At 67.3% G+C, this 20,019-nt stretch carries 18 protein-coding genes; 14 read left to right on the top strand and 4 right to left on the bottom strand.

All coding sequences use genetic code 11. The features are described from left to right. Positions 1-182: BolA family protein (locus CF70_RS38025; protein ID WP_035867752.1), on the top strand; the 182-nt coding region annotated here is incomplete at its 5' end. 4 nt (positions 183-186) lie between these two features. Then, a complete protein-coding gene (locus CF70_RS18680) occupies positions 187-981 on the top strand; it encodes a peptidylprolyl isomerase (RefSeq protein WP_035867754.1) in 795 nt (264 codons plus the stop codon). Positions 982-1,157: 176 nt separating this feature from the next. Here CF70_RS18680 and CF70_RS18685 read toward each other — a convergent pair whose 3' ends face one another. Further along, the gene (locus CF70_RS18685) at positions 1,158-1,841 is read right to left on the bottom strand and encodes a TetR/AcrR family transcriptional regulator (RefSeq protein ID WP_235185114.1); all 684 of its coding nucleotides are present in this window, start codon (positions 1,839-1,841) and stop codon (positions 1,158-1,160) included. Between the two features lie 109 nt (positions 1,842-1,950). Here CF70_RS18685 and CF70_RS18690 point away from each other — a divergent pair, with 109 nt between their 5' ends. Next, positions 1,951-3,591: an acyl-CoA dehydrogenase family protein gene (locus CF70_RS18690; protein ID WP_035867756.1), complete on the top strand. Its 1,641-nt coding sequence runs from the start codon at positions 1,951-1,953 to the stop codon at positions 3,589-3,591. 45 nt (positions 3,592-3,636) lie between these two features. On the opposite strand, the gene CF70_RS18695 is transcribed toward CF70_RS18690, so the two are convergent. Together CF70_RS18695 and CF70_RS18700 are read right to left on the bottom strand one after the other, a co-directional pair. Continuing rightward, complete coding sequence (locus CF70_RS18695) at positions 3,637-4,848, bottom strand: HD-GYP domain-containing protein (protein WP_035867758.1); 1,212 nt, start codon at positions 4,846-4,848, stop codon at positions 3,637-3,639. A gap of 163 nt (positions 4,849-5,011) precedes the next feature. Next, positions 5,012-5,752 carry a helix-turn-helix domain-containing protein gene (locus tag CF70_RS18700; RefSeq protein ID WP_035867809.1) on the bottom strand — a complete coding sequence of 247 codons (741 nt, stop codon included), beginning with the start codon at positions 5,750-5,752 and terminating at the stop codon, positions 5,012-5,014. A gap of 340 nt (positions 5,753-6,092) precedes the next feature. Here CF70_RS18700 and CF70_RS18710 point away from each other — a divergent pair, with 340 nt between their 5' ends. The 9 genes from CF70_RS18710 to CF70_RS18750 all read left to right on the top strand — a co-directional run bounded on the left by CF70_RS18710 (position 6,093) and on the right by CF70_RS18750 (position 16,529). Then, entirely contained in the window at positions 6,093-7,547 is a 1,455-nt protein-coding gene (locus CF70_RS18710) for a M81 family metallopeptidase (RefSeq protein WP_035867762.1), read from the top strand. Between the two features lie 58 nt (positions 7,548-7,605). Beyond that, positions 7,606-9,189: an ABC transporter substrate-binding protein gene (locus CF70_RS18715; RefSeq protein WP_035867764.1), complete on the top strand. Its 1,584-nt coding sequence runs from the start codon at positions 7,606-7,608 to the stop codon at positions 9,187-9,189. A 47-nt stretch (positions 9,190-9,236) separates the two neighbouring features. After that, positions 9,237-10,172, top strand: a complete 936-nt coding sequence (locus tag CF70_RS18720) for an ABC transporter permease (protein WP_035867767.1) — start codon at positions 9,237-9,239, stop codon at positions 10,170-10,172. Positions 10,173-10,202: 30 nt separating this feature from the next. Further along, positions 10,203-11,105 (top strand): ABC transporter permease, encoded by a 903-nt coding sequence (locus CF70_RS18725; protein WP_035867769.1) that lies wholly within the window; start codon positions 10,203-10,205, stop codon positions 11,103-11,105. Between the two features lie 16 nt (positions 11,106-11,121). Further along, entirely contained in the window at positions 11,122-12,174 is a 1,053-nt protein-coding gene (locus CF70_RS18730; RefSeq protein ID WP_035867771.1) for an ABC transporter ATP-binding protein, read from the top strand. Then, positions 12,171-13,163 (top strand): ABC transporter ATP-binding protein, encoded by a 993-nt coding sequence (locus tag CF70_RS18735; RefSeq protein ID WP_035867772.1) that lies wholly within the window; start codon positions 12,171-12,173, stop codon positions 13,161-13,163. Before CF70_RS18730 ends, CF70_RS18735 begins: the two co-directional genes overlap by 4 nt. A gap of 32 nt (positions 13,164-13,195) precedes the next feature. Then, positions 13,196-14,656, top strand: coding sequence for an N-acyl-D-amino-acid deacylase family protein (locus CF70_RS18740; RefSeq protein WP_035867774.1), 1,461 nt, complete (start codon positions 13,196-13,198; stop codon positions 14,654-14,656). Between the two features lie 259 nt (positions 14,657-14,915). Further along, positions 14,916-15,239: a putative quinol monooxygenase gene (locus tag CF70_RS18745; RefSeq protein ID WP_235185115.1), complete on the top strand. Its 324-nt coding sequence runs from the start codon at positions 14,916-14,918 to the stop codon at positions 15,237-15,239. A 291-nt stretch (positions 15,240-15,530) separates the two neighbouring features. Then, positions 15,531-16,529 carry a cysteine synthase A gene (locus CF70_RS18750; protein WP_035867778.1) on the top strand — a complete coding sequence of 333 codons (999 nt, stop codon included), beginning with the start codon at positions 15,531-15,533 and terminating at the stop codon, positions 16,527-16,529. 36 nt (positions 16,530-16,565) lie between these two features. Here CF70_RS18750 and prpR read toward each other — a convergent pair whose 3' ends face one another. Next, positions 16,566-18,581, bottom strand: coding sequence for a propionate catabolism operon regulatory protein PrpR (prpR, locus tag CF70_RS18755; protein WP_200876768.1), 2,016 nt, complete (start codon positions 18,579-18,581; stop codon positions 16,566-16,568). Between the two features lie 288 nt (positions 18,582-18,869). Here prpR and prpB point away from each other — a divergent pair, with 288 nt between their 5' ends. Together prpB and CF70_RS38030 are read left to right on the top strand one after the other, a co-directional pair. Then, positions 18,870-19,778: a methylisocitrate lyase gene (prpB, locus tag CF70_RS18760; RefSeq protein ID WP_035867779.1), complete on the top strand. Its 909-nt coding sequence runs from the start codon at positions 18,870-18,872 to the stop codon at positions 19,776-19,778. Between the two features lie 69 nt (positions 19,779-19,847). Beyond that, the coding region (locus CF70_RS38030) for a citrate/2-methylcitrate synthase (RefSeq protein ID WP_304413174.1) at positions 19,848-20,019 on the top strand (172 nt) is incomplete at its 3' end.

Below are 20,019 nucleotides of genomic sequence, written 5' to 3' on the forward strand. Positions count from 1 at the left end.
TGACCATCGTCAGCGGGCAATTTGCCGGCAGCACCAGGGTGGCACGCCACCGCATGGTGTATGATGCGCTGCGCGATCTGTTCCCCACGCAAATCCATGCGCTGGCAGTGACGGCGCTGACCGACCAAGAACTTGAATCCCGCGAAACCTCCCGCGATTCCTCGAGCAACTCTCAGACCTGATTCCATGAAGACCACAGTCCTCTCGTTCAGCCTGGCGGCTGTGCTTGCCGCTGGCAGCTTGCCCGCCCTCGCCCAGAACGCCGCCGTCGTGAATGGCAAGGCGATCCCCTCGGCCAAGCTGGACAAGCTGATAGCCGGCACCGGACAGCCTCCCAGCGCAGAACTGCGCGACCGTGCCCGCACCATGCTGATCGACCGTGAGCTGCTGCTGCAGGAAGCCAACAAGCGCGGCCTGACCCAGCGCGACGACCTGCAGGAGCAACTGGAACAGGCCAAGCTCAACGTGCTGGCCGGTGCCGTCTTCGAAGACTACGTCAAGACCCACGGCGCCAGCGACGAAGAACTGCGCAAGCAATACGACAAGATCAAGTCCCAATTCGGCAGCGGCAAGGAATACCACGCCCGCCACATCCTGGTGGAAAAGGAAGCCGACGCGCGCGCCATCATCGCCAAGATCAAGGCCGGCGCCAAGTTCGAAGACCTGGCCAAGGCCTCGTCCAAGGACCCGGGCTCCGCGGCCAACGGCGGCGACCTCGACTGGGCCAACAGCAGCAGCTACGTGCCGGAATTCTCCGCCGCCATGACGGGGCTGAAGAAGGGCCAGATGACCGAGACCCCGGTCAAGACCCAGTTCGGCTGGCACATCATCCAGCTCGACGACGTGCGCGACGCCAAGATCCCGACCTTCGAAGAAGTCAAGCCGCAGCTGGTGCAGATGCTGATGGGCGACCAGAACTGGCAGCGCGAGCAGTTCCAGGCGATGATGAAGTCGCTCAAGGAAAAGGCCAAGATCCAGTAAGCTGGATTCAGACCTGGCAGTAAGACGAAACCGGCGCCGATGGCGCCGGTTTTGTTTTTTTGTGGCCCGCGGCTGCGGCTTACTTCAACCGCATGTTTGCTCCCCTCTCCCACTTGTGGGACCTCTCCCCAACCCTCTCCCCATGAGGCGAGAGGGAGTGACAGTGACAGCCGTCGTCATTTCAGACGGTTTTGGCGCGTCTTGCCTGCTTCGTTCAGTACCCCGGGCGGCTCGCCCAGCGTACCCAGATACCCATGCGCGGCCCCCCGCAGCCGCCGCATCAGCCGCGGAAAATTGATTTCCTCCCCCTCGTCGATGCAGGCATGCGAGATCAGACCGTAGACGATGGCCTGCAGCGTCACCGAGGCCTCCTCGATCACCGGGGCGGGCGGCGCGTCGGCGGCGCTTTGCAGCGCCCGGCTCCACAGCGCCACGAACCTTCCATACATCTTTCGATACGCCGCGCGCCCCGAATAGTGCCGCTCCAGCAGGTAGACCGGCCCCCACCGCTCCGGCGTCTCCCGGTGGTGCCCGACATTGACGGCAATCAGCGCGTCCACGATCACCACGATGGGCTCGCCCCGGCGTTGCGCCAGGCATTCGTCCATGGCCAGCACGATGCGCTTGGCTCGCAGATGCAGGCATACACGGGCCAATTCTTCCTTGCTGCCGAAGTACTCATAGAAGGTACCCAGCCCCACCCCGGCCAGGTCGACGATGGCGCGAATCGTCACCTGCCCGTAATCCTGCCCGGCCAAAAGCCGAACAAAGGCCTCCTGAATGGCCAGCGAGGTCTGCCACGAGCGCGACTGCACCGGCTTGCGGCGAGGTTTTTCCGGGCCTTTCTGCTGTGGGTTCATGGTGCTCCGAAAGCCGAACATGCAGGCTGGGCATTGTATCTAGAATGACCTTTCGAATCTAACGGGCGGCAGCGAGCCCTGCCAGTCCGGCCCAAGGAGACAGCCCGCAATGAACGCCACCCATGCCATCACCAACCAGGTCCCCGAACTCAAGGACTACAACCTCTACACCAGCGACCCCGGCATCCGGCGTGCCGTGGAACGCGCCGGCGCGGCCTGGAACGAAGCCGAGCTTGAGCGCCAGGGCGCGGTACTCGGCGCCGAGGCAACCATCCGCCACGCCGAGGACGCCAACCGCCACCACCCCGAGCTGCATACGCATTCGCGCGTCGGCGAGCGCATCGACCAGGTCCGCTTCCACCCCGGCTGGCACGAGATGATGACCATCGCGCGCAGGAGCGGCCTGGCCAACCTGCCCTTCGCCGATACGCGCCCGTCCGCCTGGGCCTCGTACGCAGCCTCGCTTTACATGCATTGCCAGATCGAGTCCGGCTCGCTCTGCCCCACCAACATGACCCAGGCCTGCATCCCCGTGCTGCGCAAGGAGCCGGACCTGTTCGCGCAGCTCGGCGGCAAGCTGCTGACCCAGGCCTACGATCCGCGCGACATCCCCATCGGGCAAAAGCCGTCGATCAACGTAGGCATGGGCATGACGGAGAAGCAAGGCGGCTCCGACGTGCGCGCCAATACTACCCGCGCGGTACCCGGCCGCGGCGAGGGACGCGGCGCCGAGTACCTGATCACTGGCCACAAGTGGTTCTTTTCCTCGCCGATGTCGGATGCCCACCTGGTGCTGGCCAATACCGAAGCCGGCTCCTCCTGCTTCTTCGTGCCGCGCTGGCGGCCCGACGGCAGCAAGAACCCCATCGAGATCCAGCGCCTGAAGGACAAGGTGGGCAACCGTTCCAACTCCAGCAGCGAAGTGGAATTCCGTGAAGCCTGGGGCATCATGGTGGGCGACGAGGGCCGCGGCATTCCCACCATCCTGGAGATGGCCACCTACAGCCGCCTGAACTGCGCACTCTCCAGCGCGGGCTTCCTGCGCCAGGCGCTGGTGCAGTCCCTGCACTATGCGCGCCACCGCAGCGCCTTCGGCAAGCCGCTGATCCGCCAGCCACTGATGGTCAGGCTGCTGGCCGACATGGCGCTGGAGGCGGAGGCCGCGATGCTGCTGGCGATGGACCTGGCCACCGCCTTCGAAGCCACCGGCGATCCCGCCCGTCTCGCATGGCGCCGCATCCTCACGCCCGCCTCCAAGTTCTGGATCTGCAAGCGCGCGGTTGAAATGACCGGCGAGGCAATGGAAGTGTTCGGCGGCAACGGCTATGTGGAGGAAGGCCCGATGGGCCGGCTGTTCCGCGAAGCGCCGGTCAACTCGATCTGGGAAGGCTCGGGCAACGTGATGTGCCTGGACGTATTGCGCGCCATCGGCCGCAACCCGGATGACTACCTGCGCGTGCTGGACCAGATGAGCGCCGTGGGCGCGGGCGAGCCGCGCATCCAGGCCAGCGTGGCGGCATTGCGCGCGGCGCTGCGCCTGCCCGAGGACGAGCAGCAGGCCGAGGCGCGCCGCACCACCGCGCGGCTGGTGCTGACCGCCCAGGCCTGCCTGATGCTCCAGCATGCCGATGCGGCCACCGCCGGCGCCTTCCTGGCCAGCCGCTTCGACCCGGAATGGGGTGCCGTCATGGGCATCAGCGCGGGCGGCGGCGATGCCGCTCGCATCCTCGAACAGGCCTGGACCGCCTGACGCTGTCCTTGCGGACAAGATGCGCCTCGCAGGATGGATCGCCGGTCAGGCGGCGCAGAGTTCCAGCAGTTGTTCGTCGCGGAAGCCCCATTGCGCCGGGTCCTCGAAGCTCACGATGGTGTCTTCCGCCTCGCTCAGATCCAGTGTTTCGGGGCCCACCTGCGTGGCCTCGCTCAGCGAGTAGAACACCTTGACCCGGGGGCGCAGCGGCTCGTTGTCGTTCTGTGCAAACACCACCGCCAGCCGTCCGGAGCGCAAGCGCAGCACCGTGCCCAGCGGATAGATGCCGATCGACCTGGTGAAAGCCTGGAACACGGTGCGGTCGAACAAGGTATCGACCCGCACCGCCATGTATTCGAGCGCCCGCGCCGGCGTCCAGGCCTGGTGCCCCGGGCGGCTGGAGGTCAGCGAGTCATAGGTGTCGCACACCGCCGCGATCTTGGCGTGCACGCTGATCTCATGCCCATGCAGGCCGAATGGATAGCCGCGCCCGTCGATCCGCTCGTGATGGTGCACGCAGACATCGAGCGGGATATTGCTATAGAGCCTGGCCTCGTTGAGGATGCGATAGCCGACGGACGGATGGCGCTGCACCATCGCCATCTCCGCGGCGGTCATGTCGCCACGCTTGTGCAGTACCTGGGTGGGAATGGAAATCTTGCCGATATCGTGCACCAGGCCCGCCAGGCCGAGTTGCTGCACCTCGCCATTGTCCAGCCCGAGGGTACGCCCGAGCGCGATCATCAGCGCGCAGACCGCGAAGGAATGCAGATAGGTGTAGTCGTCCCTGACCTTGAGCCGCGCCAGCGCGATCAGGGCCTGCGAATGGCGCGTCAGCGAATTCGATACGGAGTCGACCAGCATCAGGGCGCCCTCCACTTCGAGCGCGCGGCCCATGCGGGCGTCGGTGAACATCGAGCCGACCACCGCCTTGCCGTTCTTCATGACTTCCCGCGCGAGCCCGAACTCCACCTCCAGCGATACCGCCGATTGCGGCACGGCGCTGGCCGGCTCGTCGGCCACGGGTTTCACGCTCAGCGACCCGGTTGCCGCCAGTTGCACGGGCGGCGGGATGCCTTTGCCCTTGAGCAGGTCGATCCATACCTCCTCGACCTTGGAGGCAATCATCTGGTCGATCTGTTCCTGGCTGTTCACCAGGAACCGCGACCGCCAGAAGGGGTGTTCAATCCATGGCCCGCCCACCCTGGCCACGAACATTCCGACTTGAAGCTGCCGGGTCTTGATCCGCTTCAGCATGCCAGCTCCTCGCGTACAGATTGAATAAGGCGTGGTCGCTTAACGGCAGCAAGCCGGAATACTTTAGGGCTGACGGATTCTTTCCGCGCCGCCAACGCCAGCCCCGCCATGCGGGATGGCTATGACTTTGCTCACAATCGGTAATTTCCAGGCGGCGGGCACCTCAGCCCTTGCCCTGCCCCTTGCCGGCAGCGGCCTTCCCCCGGGGCCGCCTGACGACACGCGCTGGCGCGGCCTCCGCCTCCCCGGCCTGGGCTGACTTCATGAAGCTGCTTTCGCTGGTGGTCACGCCCACCACCCTGGCGAGTTGGCGGCTGACGCTGACGTAGGCATGGCCCATGCGGGCATCGAAGTACAGCGCGTCGCCGCGCGCCAGGTGCACCTTCTCGCCGTTGTCGAAGTGCACCTCGACCTCGCCGGTGAGCACGTACACAAATTCCTCGCCGGGATGGCGGGCGAAGTCCTCGGGGCCTTCGATGCGGCGCGCATGCACGGTGCCGATCACCGGGCTCATCTGCTTGCCCACCGCCTCGGTGCCGAGAAACTCATAGGAAAACGAAGAGCCCCGGTAGGTCACGCCCTTGCCGGCCCGCGTCACGACGGGCCCCTGGAACGGCGACGTCTTCACGCCCGCGCCGGCGAACATCGAGCCCATGTCCATCTGCAGCGCCTTGCCCAGCGCGGCAAAGTTCTCGTAGCCCAATGCAAGTTGCCCGCGTTCCGCGCGCGAGATGGTGGTGATGGAAACACCGGAGAGTTCGGCGAGGTGCGCGAGCGTCCAGCCGAAGGCCTTGCGCGCCGTGCGCAGACGCTTGCCAAAGGTCTCGCGGCCGAGCGTCCGCGAGTCGTCGCCAGACTCGTCGCTGTCGTCGCTGCCGCGCCCCGGGGCGATATGTGTTTTCAAGCCTGCGTCCTTTTTTCCGTTGGGCCGGATGCTATCAGACGGCACCGCCGGGTACATCCCATGCTGCTCACTCTAGTGGAAAATTTGCGTATTCGCAATTTGCATATTCGCAAATTCTTGAATACACTCACTCGCATTCCAAAGCACTCGCGTCCTGTCTTCCGGGTCGCGGGCCAGGGCGGCCATGGCATCCGGACACTGGCGGCGCTGGGGCAAGACCTGCGCCGCGCTGGCGCCCGCGCATCCCGCCTCGTCCGGGCTTACCCGGGAACGGGCCCGCGCTGCAGCATCGACCTGAATCGCATCTGTCCTCCAACCGCCCAACCAGGAGTTCACCACCGTGCGTGTCTTCAGTGCCTCCCTCGCCACCGAAACCAACACCTTCGCGCCGATGCCGACGGGCCTCGCTTCCTTCCGGGACCGCGGCTACTTCCCCGCCGGCCAGCATCCCGGCCAGATGACCTTCTTCTCCGGCCCGCTGTGGGCCGCCCGGCTGCGCGGCAAGGAGCGCGGCTGGCAGTTGTCCGAAGGCATGGTGGCCGGCGCGCAGCCCAGCGGCACCACCACCCGCCATGCCTACGAAACCCTGCGCGACGAACTGCTGGCCGACCTGCGCTCGGCACTGCCGGTGGACATGGTGCTGCTCGGCCTGCACGGCGCGATGGTGGCCGACGGCTACGACGACTGCGAGGGCGACCTGCTGCAACGCGTGCGCGCCATCGTGGGGCCCGGCACGGTGATCGGCGCGGAGCTGGATCCGCACAGCCACCTGACGCCGGAGATGGTGGCGCACGCCGACCTGCTGATCGCCTTCAAGGAATACCCGCACACCGACGTGCTGGAGCGCGCGCTGGAACTGGTCGACCTGTGCGCGGCCAAGGTGGAAGGCAAGGTCCGGCCGGTGGCGTCGGTGGTCGACTGCGAGATGATCGTCACCGTCCATACCTCGCGCGAGCCCGCGCGCGGCTTCGTGGACCGCATCCAGTCGCTGGAAGGCCGGGACGGCGTGCTGTCGGTCTCCATAGCGCACGGCTTCTCCTGGGGCGACGTGCCGGGCATGGGCACCAAGGTGCTGGTCTACACCGATGGCGACCAGGCCAGGGCCGATGCGCTGGCCCGCCAGCTGGCCGATGAGCTGATCGGCATGCGCGAGGCGCTCACGGTGCCCTACCCGGACATCGACACCGCGCTCGACGAAGCGCTGGCCTTCGACGGCGGGCCCGTGGTGCTGGCCGATGGCGCCGACAACCCGGGCGGCGGCGCGGCGAGCGACTCCACCTTCATCCTGCGCCGCATGATCGAGCGCGGCATCGGCAACGCCGCGATCGGCCCGATGTGGGACCCGATCGCGGCGCGCATCGCCTTCGACGCCGGCGTCGGCGCGCGGCTGGCGATGCGAATCGGCGGCAAGATCAGCCCTCTCTCGGGCGATCCGCTGGACCTGGACTGCACGGTCAAGGCGCTGCAAGCCGACATGGTCATGACCGGCTTGTCGAACACCCCGGTACAGATGGGCGACTGCGCGCTGGTGGAAGCCAACGGCATCGACATCGTGCTGATCACGCTGCGCAACCAGGCGATGGGCACGGACCTCTTCACGCAGCTGGGATGCGAGCTTGCCCGCAAGAAGATCATCGTGGTCAAGTCCTCGCAGCATTTCTACGCGTCGTTCTCGAAGGTGGCGAAGCACGTGATCTACGCGGGCGCCCCCGGTGCCGTGACGCTCGATCTCACAACGCTGCCCTACCGCAAGGTTCGCCGCCCCAAGTGGCCGCTCGACAGCGCCGCAGCCTGAGCACCGCCCGCCTGTCCACAACGATAACGACGATAACGACGACAAAGGAGACCCGCAGATGAAACTGAATGCCCCGCTGTCCGCCGCCCTCGCGGCGAGCGCCGTCGCCCTGGCTGGTGCCAGCCTTCCCGTGCTGGCCCAGGCCAAGACGCTCAAGGTCGTGGCGCACGCCGACCTGAAGATCCTCGACCCGACCTTTACCACGGCCTACATCACGCGCAATTTCGGCTACATGGTGTACGACACGCTGTTCGCGCAGGATGCAAGCGGCAAGCCGCAGCCCCAGATGGTGGAGAAGTACAGCAGCGCGAAGGACGGCAAGCAGTGGAGCTTCACCTTGCGCCCCGGCCTGAAATTCTCGGATGGCAGCCCCGTCACCGCCGCCGACGCCGTCGCATCGCTGCAGCGCTGGGGCGCGCGCGACAGCCTGGGCCGCGCCATGGGCGATGCCGGCGCGGAGTGGAAGGCCGTCGACGCGCGCAATTTCACGCTGACGCTCAAGGAGCCCTTCGGCATGGTGCTCGACGCGCTGGCAAAGCCCTCGGGCTTTCCCCCGGTGATCCTGCCCGAGCGCCTGGCCAGGATGCCAGCCACCGCGCCGCTCCCCGAGGTGATCGGCTCCGGCCCCTTCGTGTTCAAGCGCGACGAATGGGTGCCGGGCAACAAGGCGGTATTCGTGCGCAACCCGCACTACGTGGCGCGCAGCGAACCGGCGAGCGGTCTCGCCGGCAGCAAGAAGAGCCAGTTCGAGCGCGTCGAATGGCTCTACCTGCCGGACGCCAACAGCGCCATCGCGGCGCTCAAGCGCGGCGAGGTCGATCTGGTCGAACAGGTGCCGCCCGACTATATCGCCCCGCTGCGTGCCGACACCAGCGTCAAGATCGGCTCGGGCGGCGCCTACCAGGGCGTGCTGGTGATGAACCAGCTCCATCCGCCCTTCAACAACCCGAAGGTGCGCCAGGCCTTCCTGCAGGCGGTGAGCCAGGACCGCTTCACCGCGGCCATGGGGTATCCGCTCGATATGCGCATGAGCTACTGCGCCACCTATTTCATCTGCGGCGGCGCCAACGATACGTCGGCCGGTGCCGAACCCTACCGCAAGGCCGACCTGGCCCGCGCCAAGCAGCTGCTGGGCGCGGCCGGCTACAAGGGCGAGAAGGTGGTGGTGCTGGTACCGACCGACGTGCCCCAGCTCAACGCCGAAGCCCTGATGGCGGCGCAGACCATGCGCAGCATGGGCATGAACGTGGACATGCAGAACATGGACTGGGCCTCCATCGGCGCGCGCCGCGCCAAGCGCGACGCGCCCGAGGCCGGCGGCTGGAATATGTACGTGACCGTGGCGGGCGAGTTCGATTCGAATTCACCGATCACCAATGCCTACCTCAGCGCCGCCTGCGGCAACAGCCTGCCCGGCTGGCCCTGCGACAAGCCGCTCGATGAGCTGCGCACAGCCTGGATCCGCGAGACCGTGCCGGCCAGGCGCAAGGAACTGCTCGATGCGTTCCAGAAGCGCGCCTATGAGGCCGTGCCCTACGTGAACGCCGGCCAGTACTCGGCGGCCTTCGCGGCGCGCGCCAGCCTCAAGGGCATCGACAAGCTGTGGGCCGGCATGCCCACGGTCTGGATGCTCGACAAGTAAGAAAAGAAAGAGAAGAAAGAAGAACGACCGACCGAGGAGACACGACGATGGGCTACCTGCTCCGACGCCTGGCCGCGACGCTACCCGTGATGGCGGTGGTAGCCGTGGTGGTATTCCTGCTGATCCACCTGTCGCCAGGCGACCCGGCGGCGCTGATCGCCGGCGACCTTGCGACGGTCGACGACATCGCCAGGCTGCGCGGCGCGCTGGGCCTTGACCAGCCGCTGTGGCGGCAGTTCGCGCTGTGGACCGGCCGGCTTGCCACCGGCGATCTCGGCACCTCGATCTTCACCCAGGTACCGGTGGCGCGGTTGCTGGCGCAGCGCCTGGAGCCCACCGTCTCCATCGCCGCGCTGACGATGCTGCTGACCTTGCTGGTCGCGGTGCCGCTGGGCACGCTGGCGGCCTACCGCGCCGGCAGCTGGATCGACCGGCTGGTGATGCTGTTCGCGGTGCTGGCCTTCTCGTTGCCGGTGTTCCTGGTGGGCTACCTGCTGGTTTATGCCTTTGCCATCCAGCTGCCGTGGTTCCCGGTACAGGGCTACGCGCGCTTTGCCGACGGCGCCGGCGAATGGCTGCGCAGCCTGGTGCTGCCCTGCATCAACCTGGCGCTGGTCTATATCGCGCTGGTGACCCGCATGACGCGCGCCACCGTACTCGAAGTGCTGCACGAGGATTACATCCGCACCGCGCGCGCCAAGGGCCTGGGCGTGCTGCCGGTGCTGGGCCATGCGCTGCGCAACGCGGCGATCCCGATCGCCACCACGATCGGCGTCGGCATCGCGCTGCTGATCGGCGGCGTGGTCGTTACCGAGACCGTGTTCGCCATTCCCGGCGTCGGCCGCCTGGTGGTCGATTCGGTGCAGCGTCACGACTACCCGGTGATCCAGAGCGTGCTGCTGATCTCGGCCGGCGTGTACGTGCTGATCAACCTGATGATCGACCTGAGCTACCGGCTGTTCGATCCGCGCATCAAGTACTGAGCGCCTTTCCTTGCCGCGAGACCTGCTGACATGACCACTTCCCTGCCCGTGACCGAAGGCGCCGCCCCCGAAGGGGTGGCCGCCGACGATGCGCCCTTCGTGCTGCCGCGCTGGCACTGGGCGCGCAAGCATCCCACGCTGATCATCGGCGCGCTGCTGCTGATCGCGATCGCCGTGCTCTCCATCGGCGCGCCCTGGATTGCCACCATCGCCCCCCAGGACATCGACCCGCTGGCGCGCATGCAGCCGCCTTCGGCCGAGCACTGGTTCGGCACCGACGCGCTGGGCCGCGACGTGTTCAGCCGCGCGGTCTGGGGCGGCCGCGTCTCCATGATCGTCGGCGTCTCGGTCGGCCTGCTCGCGACCGTGCTCGGCGTGCTGCTCGGCCTCACCGCGGGCTTTGTGCGCTGGGCCGATGCCTTCGTGATGCGCGTGATGGACGGCCTGATGGCAATCCCCGGCATCCTGCTGGCGATCGCGCTGATGGCCGTCACGCAGGCCAGCCTGACCGCCGTGATCGTGGCCATCACCATCCCCGAGGTTCCGCGCGTGGTGCGGCTGGTGCGCTCGCTGGCGCTGACCCTGCGCGAGCAGCTCTTCGTCGAGGCGGCGCATGCGGTAGGCACCCGCCTGCCGGTGATCCTGGCGCGCCATGTGGTGCCCAATATGGTGGCGCCCCTGATCGTGCAGGCCACATTCGTGGCGGCCGCCGCCGTGCTGACCGAAGCGGCACTGTCTTTCCTCGGCGTAGGCGTCCCGGGACAGACGCCAAGCTGGGGCAACATGATGGCCGAGGGCCGCAATTTCGTTGCCGTGGCCTTCCACATCATCCTGTACCCCGGCATCCTGCTGGCCGCGACGGTGCTGGCGATCAACCTGCTGGGCGACGGCTTGCGCGATGCGCTCGATCCGCGCCTGGCAAGGCAACTCTGAACCAGGGAGCGCATTCATGACGATGACGATGTCCCGCGCCGCCATGGCCACCGGCGAGCCGCTGCTCGAAGTCGACGAGCTTTACACCCATTTCGATACGCTCACCGGCCCTGCCCGCTCGGTCGACGGCGTCTCCTACACGGTATGCGCCGGCCAGACCCTCGGCGTGGTTGGCGAGTCGGGCTGCGGCAAGAGCGTGACGGCACTGTCGGTCATGCGGCTGTTGCCGACGCCGCCGGCGCGCATCCGCGGCGCCGTGCGGCTGCGCGGCACGGACCTGCTGCAGATCAGCGAGCGCGAGATGCGCCGCATCCGCGGCAACCGCATCTCGATGATCTTCCAGGAGCCGATGACCTCGCTGAACCCGGTGCTCACGATCGGCCGCCAGATCGCCGAGACGGTTCGCCTGCATCAGGGAGCAAGCCGTGCCGGCGCGATGCGGCGCGCGGTGGAAATGCTGCGCCTGGTGCAGATCCCCGAGCCCGAGCGCCGCGTCAACGAGTACCCGCACCAGCTGTCCGGCGGCATGCGGCAGCGCGTGATGATCGCGCTGGCGCTGGCCTGCAACCCCGAAGTGCTGATCGCCGACGAGCCCACCACCGCGCTCGACGTGACCATCCAGGCCCAGATCCTGGACCTGATCCGCCGCCTGCAGAAAGAGCTGGGCATGGGCGTGGTGATGATCACGCACGACCTCGGCGTGGTGGCGGAGTGCTGTGACCGGGTGATCGTGATGTACGCCGGGCGCAAGGTCGAGGAAGCCGGTGTCACCGACCTGTTCGACCGCCCGCTGCACCCCTATACCCGCGCGCTGATGGCCTCGATGCCCTCGATGAATACCAGCAGCCGGCGCCTGGCCGAAATCCCCGGCCTGGTGCCATCGCCCCAGGAAGCGCGCCGGGGCTGCGCCTTCGCGGCGCGCTGCCCGCATGCCGACACGCGCTGCGCGCGCGAGATCCCGCAACTCACGCGCCACGGCGCGGACCATGCGGTGGCCTGCTTCGCGGTCGAGGAAGGCCGTATCGAATGCAACCAGCAAGCCCGGGAAGCCCAGGAAGTCATCGCATGAGCACCAACTCCGCAACGCCATCGCCCCTGCTCAAGGTCGACCGGCTCAAAAAGCACTACGTCGCGCCGCAGCGCTGGCTGGCGCCGCGCAAGCCGCCCATCCAGGCGGTGGATGGCGTGTCTTTCACCGTCGAGCGCGGCGAAACGCTCTCGCTGGTCGGCGAATCCGGCTGCGGCAAGACCACCACCGCCAAGTCGGTGCTGCGCCTGGTCGAGCCTACCTCGGGCTCGGTGCAGCTCGACGGCGAGGAACTGGTGGGCCTGCCGGCCAGCGCCATGCGGCTGCGCCGGCGCGACCTGCAGATCATCTTCCAGGATCCCTATGCCTCGCTAAGCCCGCGCCTGACGGCCGGCGAGATCGTCAGCGAGCCGCTGCGCAATTTCGGCGTGCAGTCGCGCGCCGAGCGCAGCGAACGCGTGCAGTGGCTGTTCGGCAAGGTCGGCCTGCGGCCGGAGGCCGCGAAGAAATTCCCGCACGAATTCTCGGGCGGCCAGCGGCAGCGGCTGGGCATCGCGCGCGCGCTCGCGCTCAACCCCAAGCTGATCGTCTGCGACGAACCCGTGTCGGCGCTCGACGTCTCGGTGCAGGCGCAGGTGGTCAACCTGCTGATGGACCTGCAGGCCGAGTTCGGCATCGCCTACCTGTTCGTCGCGCATGACCTGGCGGTGGTGCGCCACATCAGCCACCGGGTCGCCGTGATGTACCTGGGCCAGATCGTCGAACTGGCCGACCGCGACACCTTGTTCTCCGCACCGCGCCACCCGTATACCGAGATCCTGCTGTCCGCGGTGCCAGTGCCCGATCCGCGCACGCCGGCCCGGCGCCTGCTGCTGCAAGGCGACCCGCCAAGCCCGGCCAACCCGCCACCGGGCTGCCGCTTTCACACACGCTGCCCGCTGGCGCAAGCCGTCTGCAAGGAACAGGCGCCCGCGCTCACCGAACGGCCATCCGCCGGCGGTGGGCATCAGGTGGCCTGCCATTTCCGCTGACCGACTCGCTGCAGACCAAAATGAGGAATCCGATGTCCGACCCCAATTCCACGCACTACGACCTGCTGATCGCTGGCGGCACCGTGATCGACGGCAGCAAGGCACCCCGCTTCAGCGCCGATATCGGCGTGCGCGGCGGCCGCATCGCGGCGATCGGCAACCTGACCGGGCACACGGCCGACCGGACGCTGGACGCGGCCGGCCAGATCGTCGCGCCCGGCTTCATCGATGCGCACACGCACGATGACCAGGCTGTGCTGTCGCAGGCCACCATGCCCTTCAAGATCTCGCAGGGCGTCACGACCGTGATTGCCGGCAATTGCGGCATCAGTGCCGCCCCCTTGCGCGCCGACATGGACCTGCCCATGCCGCTGAGCCTGATCGACTCGCCGGCCGAGGGCCGCTTCACCACCTTCGCGGCTTATCTCGACGCGTTGCGCGCCACGCCAAGCTCCGTCAACGTGGCGGCGATGGTCGGGCATTCGACCCTGCGCGCGGTCACCATGCCAGCGCTCGACCGGCCCGCCAATGCCGAGGAAATTGCCGCCATGCAGGCACTGGTCGAGGAAGCCATGCAGGCCGGCGCGGTCGGCCTGTCGACCGGCACCTTCTACCCGCCCGCCGCCAAGGCGACGACCGAGGAGATCATCGAGGTCTGCCGGCCGCTCAGCGCGCGCAAGGCGCTGTACGTGACGCATATGCGCGACGAGTCCGACCATGTCATGCAGTCGCTGGAAGAAACCTTCCGCATCGGCCGCGAGCTCGGCGTGCCGGTGGTGGTGTCGCACCACAAGGTGCAGAACAGGGCAAATTTCGGCAGGAGCCAGGTCACGCTGCCATTCATCCGTGAAACCATGAAGCACCAGTGCGTCTCGCTCGACTGCTACCCGTACACGGCCGGTTCCACCATGATCCGCGCCGACCGCGGCATGCTCGAAGGCCGGGTGCTGATCTCCGCCAGCCAGCCGCACCCCGAATGCGCGGGCCGCGATCTCGACGACATTGCCAGGGAATGGGGCGTGCCCAAGGACGAGGCCGCGCGCCGCCTCCAGCCCGGCAGCGCAGTCTACTTCCTGATGGACGAGAACGATGTCCAGCGCATCCTCGCCTTCGACGAAACCATGATCGGCTCCGACGGCATTCCCGTCGGCGAAAGCCCGCATCCGCGCCTGTGGGGCACCTTCCCGCGCGTACTCGGCCACTACTGCCGCGAGATCGGGCTGTTCCCGCTAGAGACGGCGGTGTGGAAGATGACCGGGCTGACGGCGCGCAACTTCGGCCTGCATCAACGCGGCACGCTGGAGGTGGGCCACCATGCCGATATCGTCGTCTTCGATGCCGCGAACGTGCGCGATGCCGCCAGCTACGAAACCCCTGCCCGACCGGCCGAAGGCATCGACACCGTGATCGTCAACGGTGCCATTACGTGGCGGCACGGCGCGCACAGCGGGGCGCGCAACGGGCAGGTGATCACGCGGCAAGCCACGCCATAACGCGGGAAACGTGCCGCTTGCTTACGGACCGCCGCCACCGCCTTGCTCTCGGCCAGGAGTTCCGGGCGTTGTGGCTTGGCGACGCACATGCCGGCTGGCGCATACGGCACATGTGACGCATGTGACGCATGCGAACCCACCATGCCCACCGGTGCCGGCGCCGCAGCCCGCCATCACCCGCGGGCCCACTTGTCAACCCGCCCGAATATCCGGCCAGCGCCCTCGGGCATTCGGCCCAAGGACCGGCAGCACGGCTACAATGGCGCGCCACACGCTTGCCGTTCACACCATGTCCACAACGTACACGCTTGTCGGAATTGCGCGCGCCAAGGCTCACCGCCGTGAAGTCCTGGTTGCCAAGCTGGCCGCGCTGCGCCTGCGCGGCGCCATGGAACCCGGCTGCCTGCGCTACCACGTGGGAGAAGACGCCGAGGATGCCGAGGTGTTTGTGCTCTATATGGAGTGGAATTCCAGGCACGCGCTGGAATCGCATCTCAACAGCGAATATGTGCGTGATTTTCACGACACCCGGCAGGAATTTCTTGAGGGTGACATCAATTTCCGGTGGCTGAACGCTGCCTGACGGCCGCACAAGGGCCGCGCAAGGGCCGCACAAGGGCCGCGCAAGGGCCGCACAAGGGCCGCGCAAGGGCCGCACAAGGGCCGCGCAAGGGCCGCACAAGGGCCGCGCAAGGGCCGCACAAGGGCCGCGCAAGGGCCGCCATCCCAAAGTGGCCCAAAACCCGCTTTTCCGACCGAAGCCGAACCCGTCTGCCATCCGGGCTTTCCGGCACGGCTTGTTATTCCCCCAAGGCCGATCTATCACTTTGAGTGACGCTCCAGCGTATCCGGAGCGCATCACCCGGAGTACATCATGGACGTCAGGGATGGTTTCGTCGGTACCATCGGCCACACGCCGCTGATCCGGCTGGCAGGACTGAGCGCGGAGACTGGCTGCGAAATCCTGGGCAAGGCGGAATTCCTCAATCCGGGCGGCTCGGTCAAGGACCGGGCTGCGCTCTTCATCATCCGCGATGCGGAACGGCGCGGCGTGCTCAAGCCCGGCGGCACGGTGGTGGAAGGCACCGCCGGCAATACCGGCATCGGCCTGGCGCATATCTGCGCCGCGCGCGGCTATCGCTGCATCGTGGTGATCCCGGACACCCAGTCCCCGGAAAAAATGGACCGCCTGCGGCTGCTCGGCGCCGAGGTGCGCCCGGTGCCCGCGGCACCCTACGCCGACCCCAACAACTACCAGAAGGTGGCCGGGCGCCTGGCCCAGGAGACGGAAAACGCCATCTGGGCGAACCAGTTCGACAACCTGGCCAACCGCCAGGCGCATTACGAAACCACCGGCCCGGAAATCTGGCATGACACCGCCGGCAAGGTCGATGCCTTTGTCTGTTCCACCGGCACGGGCGGCACGCTGGCCGGCGTCGCGCGTTTCCTGAAGGAGAAGGAGCGCAACCCGCCCGTGCGCATCGTGCTGGCCGACCCGTACGGCAGCGGGCTGTATCACTTCGTCAAGCACCGCGAGGTCAAGGCCGAGGGCAACTCCATCACCGAGGGCATCGGCTCCAGCCGGGTCACCGCCAACCTGGCGGACACGCCGATCGACGATGCGGTCCGGATCGACGACAGGTCCTGCGTCGACACGGTTTACCGGCTGCTGCGCGAGGAAGGCTTATGGCTGGGCGGTTCGTCCGGCATCAACGTGGCGGCGGCGGCGTGGCTGGCCCGCGAGATGGGGCCCGGCCACACCATCGTTACGCTGCTGTGCGACCGCGGCGACCTGTATGCCGGGCGCCTGTTCAATGCGGACTGGCTGGCGGCCAAGGGGCTGACGCCGCAGCCCGTCGTGGCACGGCACTGAGCACTGAGCACTGCCCTGGCATGACTATGGCTATGGCTATGGCGCCTCTTTCAGCCGCCGCCACAGGGTAGTGGCGCTGATGCCCAGCTGATGACAGGCGGCGGCGCGGTTGCCCCCGCATTCCGCCAGCACGCGCCGTATATGCTCTGCCTGGCTCGCGCGGGCCACGCCCGCGAGCGAGCCGGCCCCGGCCGCATCGTCCGCCTCCCCGGCCTCCGCGCCCCGCAAGCCGCCGGCCAGCGGCGCAGGATCGCCCTCCGGCTCCGTGCCAAACAACTCCGGCGCGGCCGCCTGCAATTCATCGAGCAAATCCCGGGGCGCCAGCTTGCGCCCCGCCACCAGCACGGCAATGCGCTCGGTCACGTTTTCCAGCTCGCGGATATTGCCCGGCCAGGCATAGCCCGCCAGCCTTGCCCGCACCGCTTGCGGCAGCGGCTGCGGCGCCGGCTGCCCCAGGCGTTCCTGGGCACGGCGGTACAGCAGTTCCGCCAGTTCGGGCAGGTCGCCGGCGCGCTCGCGCAGCGGCGGCATCTCGATGCGCAGGATATTGAGGCGGTAGTAGAGATCCTGGCGGAAGCTGCCCTGCCGGACCAGTTCGCCCAGGTTTCGGTGCGTGGCGGCGATCACCCGCACATTGACCGGCACCGCATCCAGGCCGCCGATCGGCAGCACCTGCTTTTCCTGCAGCACGCGCAGCAGGCGGGTCTGCAGCGCGGGTGGCATATCGCCCACTTCGTCCAGGAACAGCGTGCCGTTGTGGGCGGATTCGAACAGGCCCGCCTTGCCGCCGCGGCGCGCGCCGGTAAAGGCGCCCTCTTCGTAACCGAACAGTTCGCTTTCCAGCAGGGTTTCGGGGAACGCGGCGCAATTGACGGCGACGAAGGGAAACGCCCGGCGCGGGCTGGCGTCGTGCATGCCCTGCGCCAGCACTTCCTTGCCGGTGCCGCTTTCGCCGCCCACCAGCACGGTGGAATCCACCGCCGCATAGCGGCGCGCCAGTTCGCGCAGGTGATGCATGGCGGGGGAAGCGCCGGCGAGATCATCGAGGCTGTAGCGCACCCCGGCCGGCCGGGCGCGGCTGCGCGAGCGCAGGTTGCGGTCGACCCGGTGGATGGCATTGGCGTCCTGCAAGGTCAGCACCGCGCCGGCGGTGCCATTCTCGGTCACGATGGGGATGCGGTTGACCACCACCATCTTGTCGCCGAGCTTGTGGATGGCTTCCAGTTCCTTGCTGCCGCTTTGCATCACGCCGTCGAGCGACAGCGCCGGAGCCAGCGCTTGCAGCTTGCGGCCCAGGGCGGCGGCCGGCGCCGTGCCGAGAAAGCGCTCCATGGCCGGGTTGTAGGTCTGGATGCGCCCTTCCGCGTCGACTGCGGCCACGCCTTCGTTGAGGTGAGCCAGGATGGTGTTCACGTAGTCGCGCCGGCCAGACTCGATGCGGCGCAGGCGGGCCGCTTCAATCACATCCTCCAGCGCGCCCCGCACCGAATTGCCGGAGTACAGGAACACGCCGATCAGGCCGATCTTGTCCGCCAGGTCGGTCACCATGCCGGGCCCCACCACCACCTTCACGCCCTCCTGCTTGAGGGCCTTCACGCGGGCGGCGGCATCGTCCTCGGTGAGGTACGTGTAGGCCGGGATGGACAGCGAGAAAGTCCGCACGAATTCGTCCACCTCCGGATAGGTAGCCGCGTGCGTCACCAGCGCCACCTTCGGCGAGATGCGCCGCGCCGTCGCCAGCGCGCTCATCACATCGAAGCCAGTCACCTTGACCAGCACCACGGGCACATCGACATGCTGGCGCAGGTAGGCGCCGTTGGAGCCACCCGCCACCACGGCATCGAGCCGGCCCTCGCGCGCTTCGCGTGCGACGGCGCTGGCGGCGGCCGCGTAGCCCTTGCCGACGATGCGGAATTCCGCCTGGGCGGCATAGCCGGGGATCAGGTCGGCAAAGGCGCGCGACAGGCGGCTGATGCCGATGGCCCAGATGCGGGGGCGCGCGGCATTGCCGGTGCCGGCGGCGTTGATCGGAGCGGGAAGGCCAATCGTCATGGGAGCGGAAAAACCAGTGATCTTGCCAGTAGCAAGCTAATCTTGAAATTATGCGCGCAGGCAACGTGCATTTCAATATTGAAATGCAATCCTTTCAAATCTGAAATTTCATGCACGTGCCGGTTTCATCGCAATGACTCGCGGCAAATGGCCGCGGATCGCCGCCAGGCCAAGCCTGACAACGGCTGATGCCTTGCACGGCGGTCGCAGCGATTCCCGGGGCAAGTAGCCGGGCACGCCTGGCACACGCCTTGCGCTAATAGCCCGTCCACTCCGAAAGCGAACATCATGACCTTCTCCACTTCCGACCTCGCCCGCTCCGCCGGCGCCCGCTTCCGCCAGGCCCTGGCCGATGAGCACCCCCTGCAGGTCGTCGGCACCATCAATGCCAACCATGCGCTGCTGGCCAAGCGCGCAGGCTACCGCGCCATCTACCTGTCGGGCGGCGGCGTGGCCGCGGGTTCGCTGGGCCTGCCTGACCTGGGCATCTCCAACCTGGACGACGTGCTGACCGACGTCCGCCGCATCACCGACGTGTGCGACCTGCCGCTGCTGGTGGACGTGGACACCGGTTTCGGCGCTTCCGCCTTCAACGTGGCGCGCACCACCAAGTCGCTGATCAAGTTCGGCGCGGGCGCGATGCATATCGAAGACCAGGTCGGCGCCAAGCGCTGCGGCCACCGTCCCGGCAAGGAAATCGTCTCGCAAGGCGAGATGGTGGACCGCATCAAGGCCGCGGTCGATGCCCGCACCGATGAGAATTTCGTCATCATGGCACGCACCGACGCGCTGGCCGTGGAAGGCCTGGACAAAGCCATCGAGCGCGCCGTGGCCTGCGTGGAAGCCGGCGCCGACGCCATCTTCCCCGAAGCCATGACTGACCTGGCCATGTACCGCAAGTTCGTCGACGCCGTGAAGGTGCCGGTGCTGGCCAACATCACCGAATTTGGCGCTACGCCGCTGTTCACCACCGGGGAACTGGGTGGCGCCGGCGTGTCGATGGTCCTCTACCCGCTGTCGGCCTTCCGCGCCATGAACAAGGCCGCCGAAAACGTGTACGCTGCAATCCGCCGCGACGGCACGCAGCAAAACGTGGTCGATACCATGCAGACGCGCGCCGAACTGTACGAGAGCATTGGCTATCACGACTTCGAACAAAAACTGGACGCCCTGTTTGCCCAGGGCAAGGCCAAGTAAGCACAACTGCACAGCAGTACGATCGTAAGCAACATCAGTCAGCACAGCATTCCCCAAGGAGACTCCCCCATGTCCGAAGCGCAACCGCTCGCCGCCCCGAAGCCGAAGAAATCCGTCGCCCTGTCGGGCGTGACCGCCGGCAATACCGCGCTGTGCACGGTCGGCCGCACCGGTAACGACCTGCATTACCGCGGCTACGACATCCTCGACATCGCCGAGACCTGCGAATTCGAAGAAATTG

The organism is Cupriavidus sp. SK-3 (assembly GCF_000611145.1).
Classification (GTDB): Bacteria; Pseudomonadota; Gammaproteobacteria; order Burkholderiales; family Burkholderiaceae; genus Cupriavidus.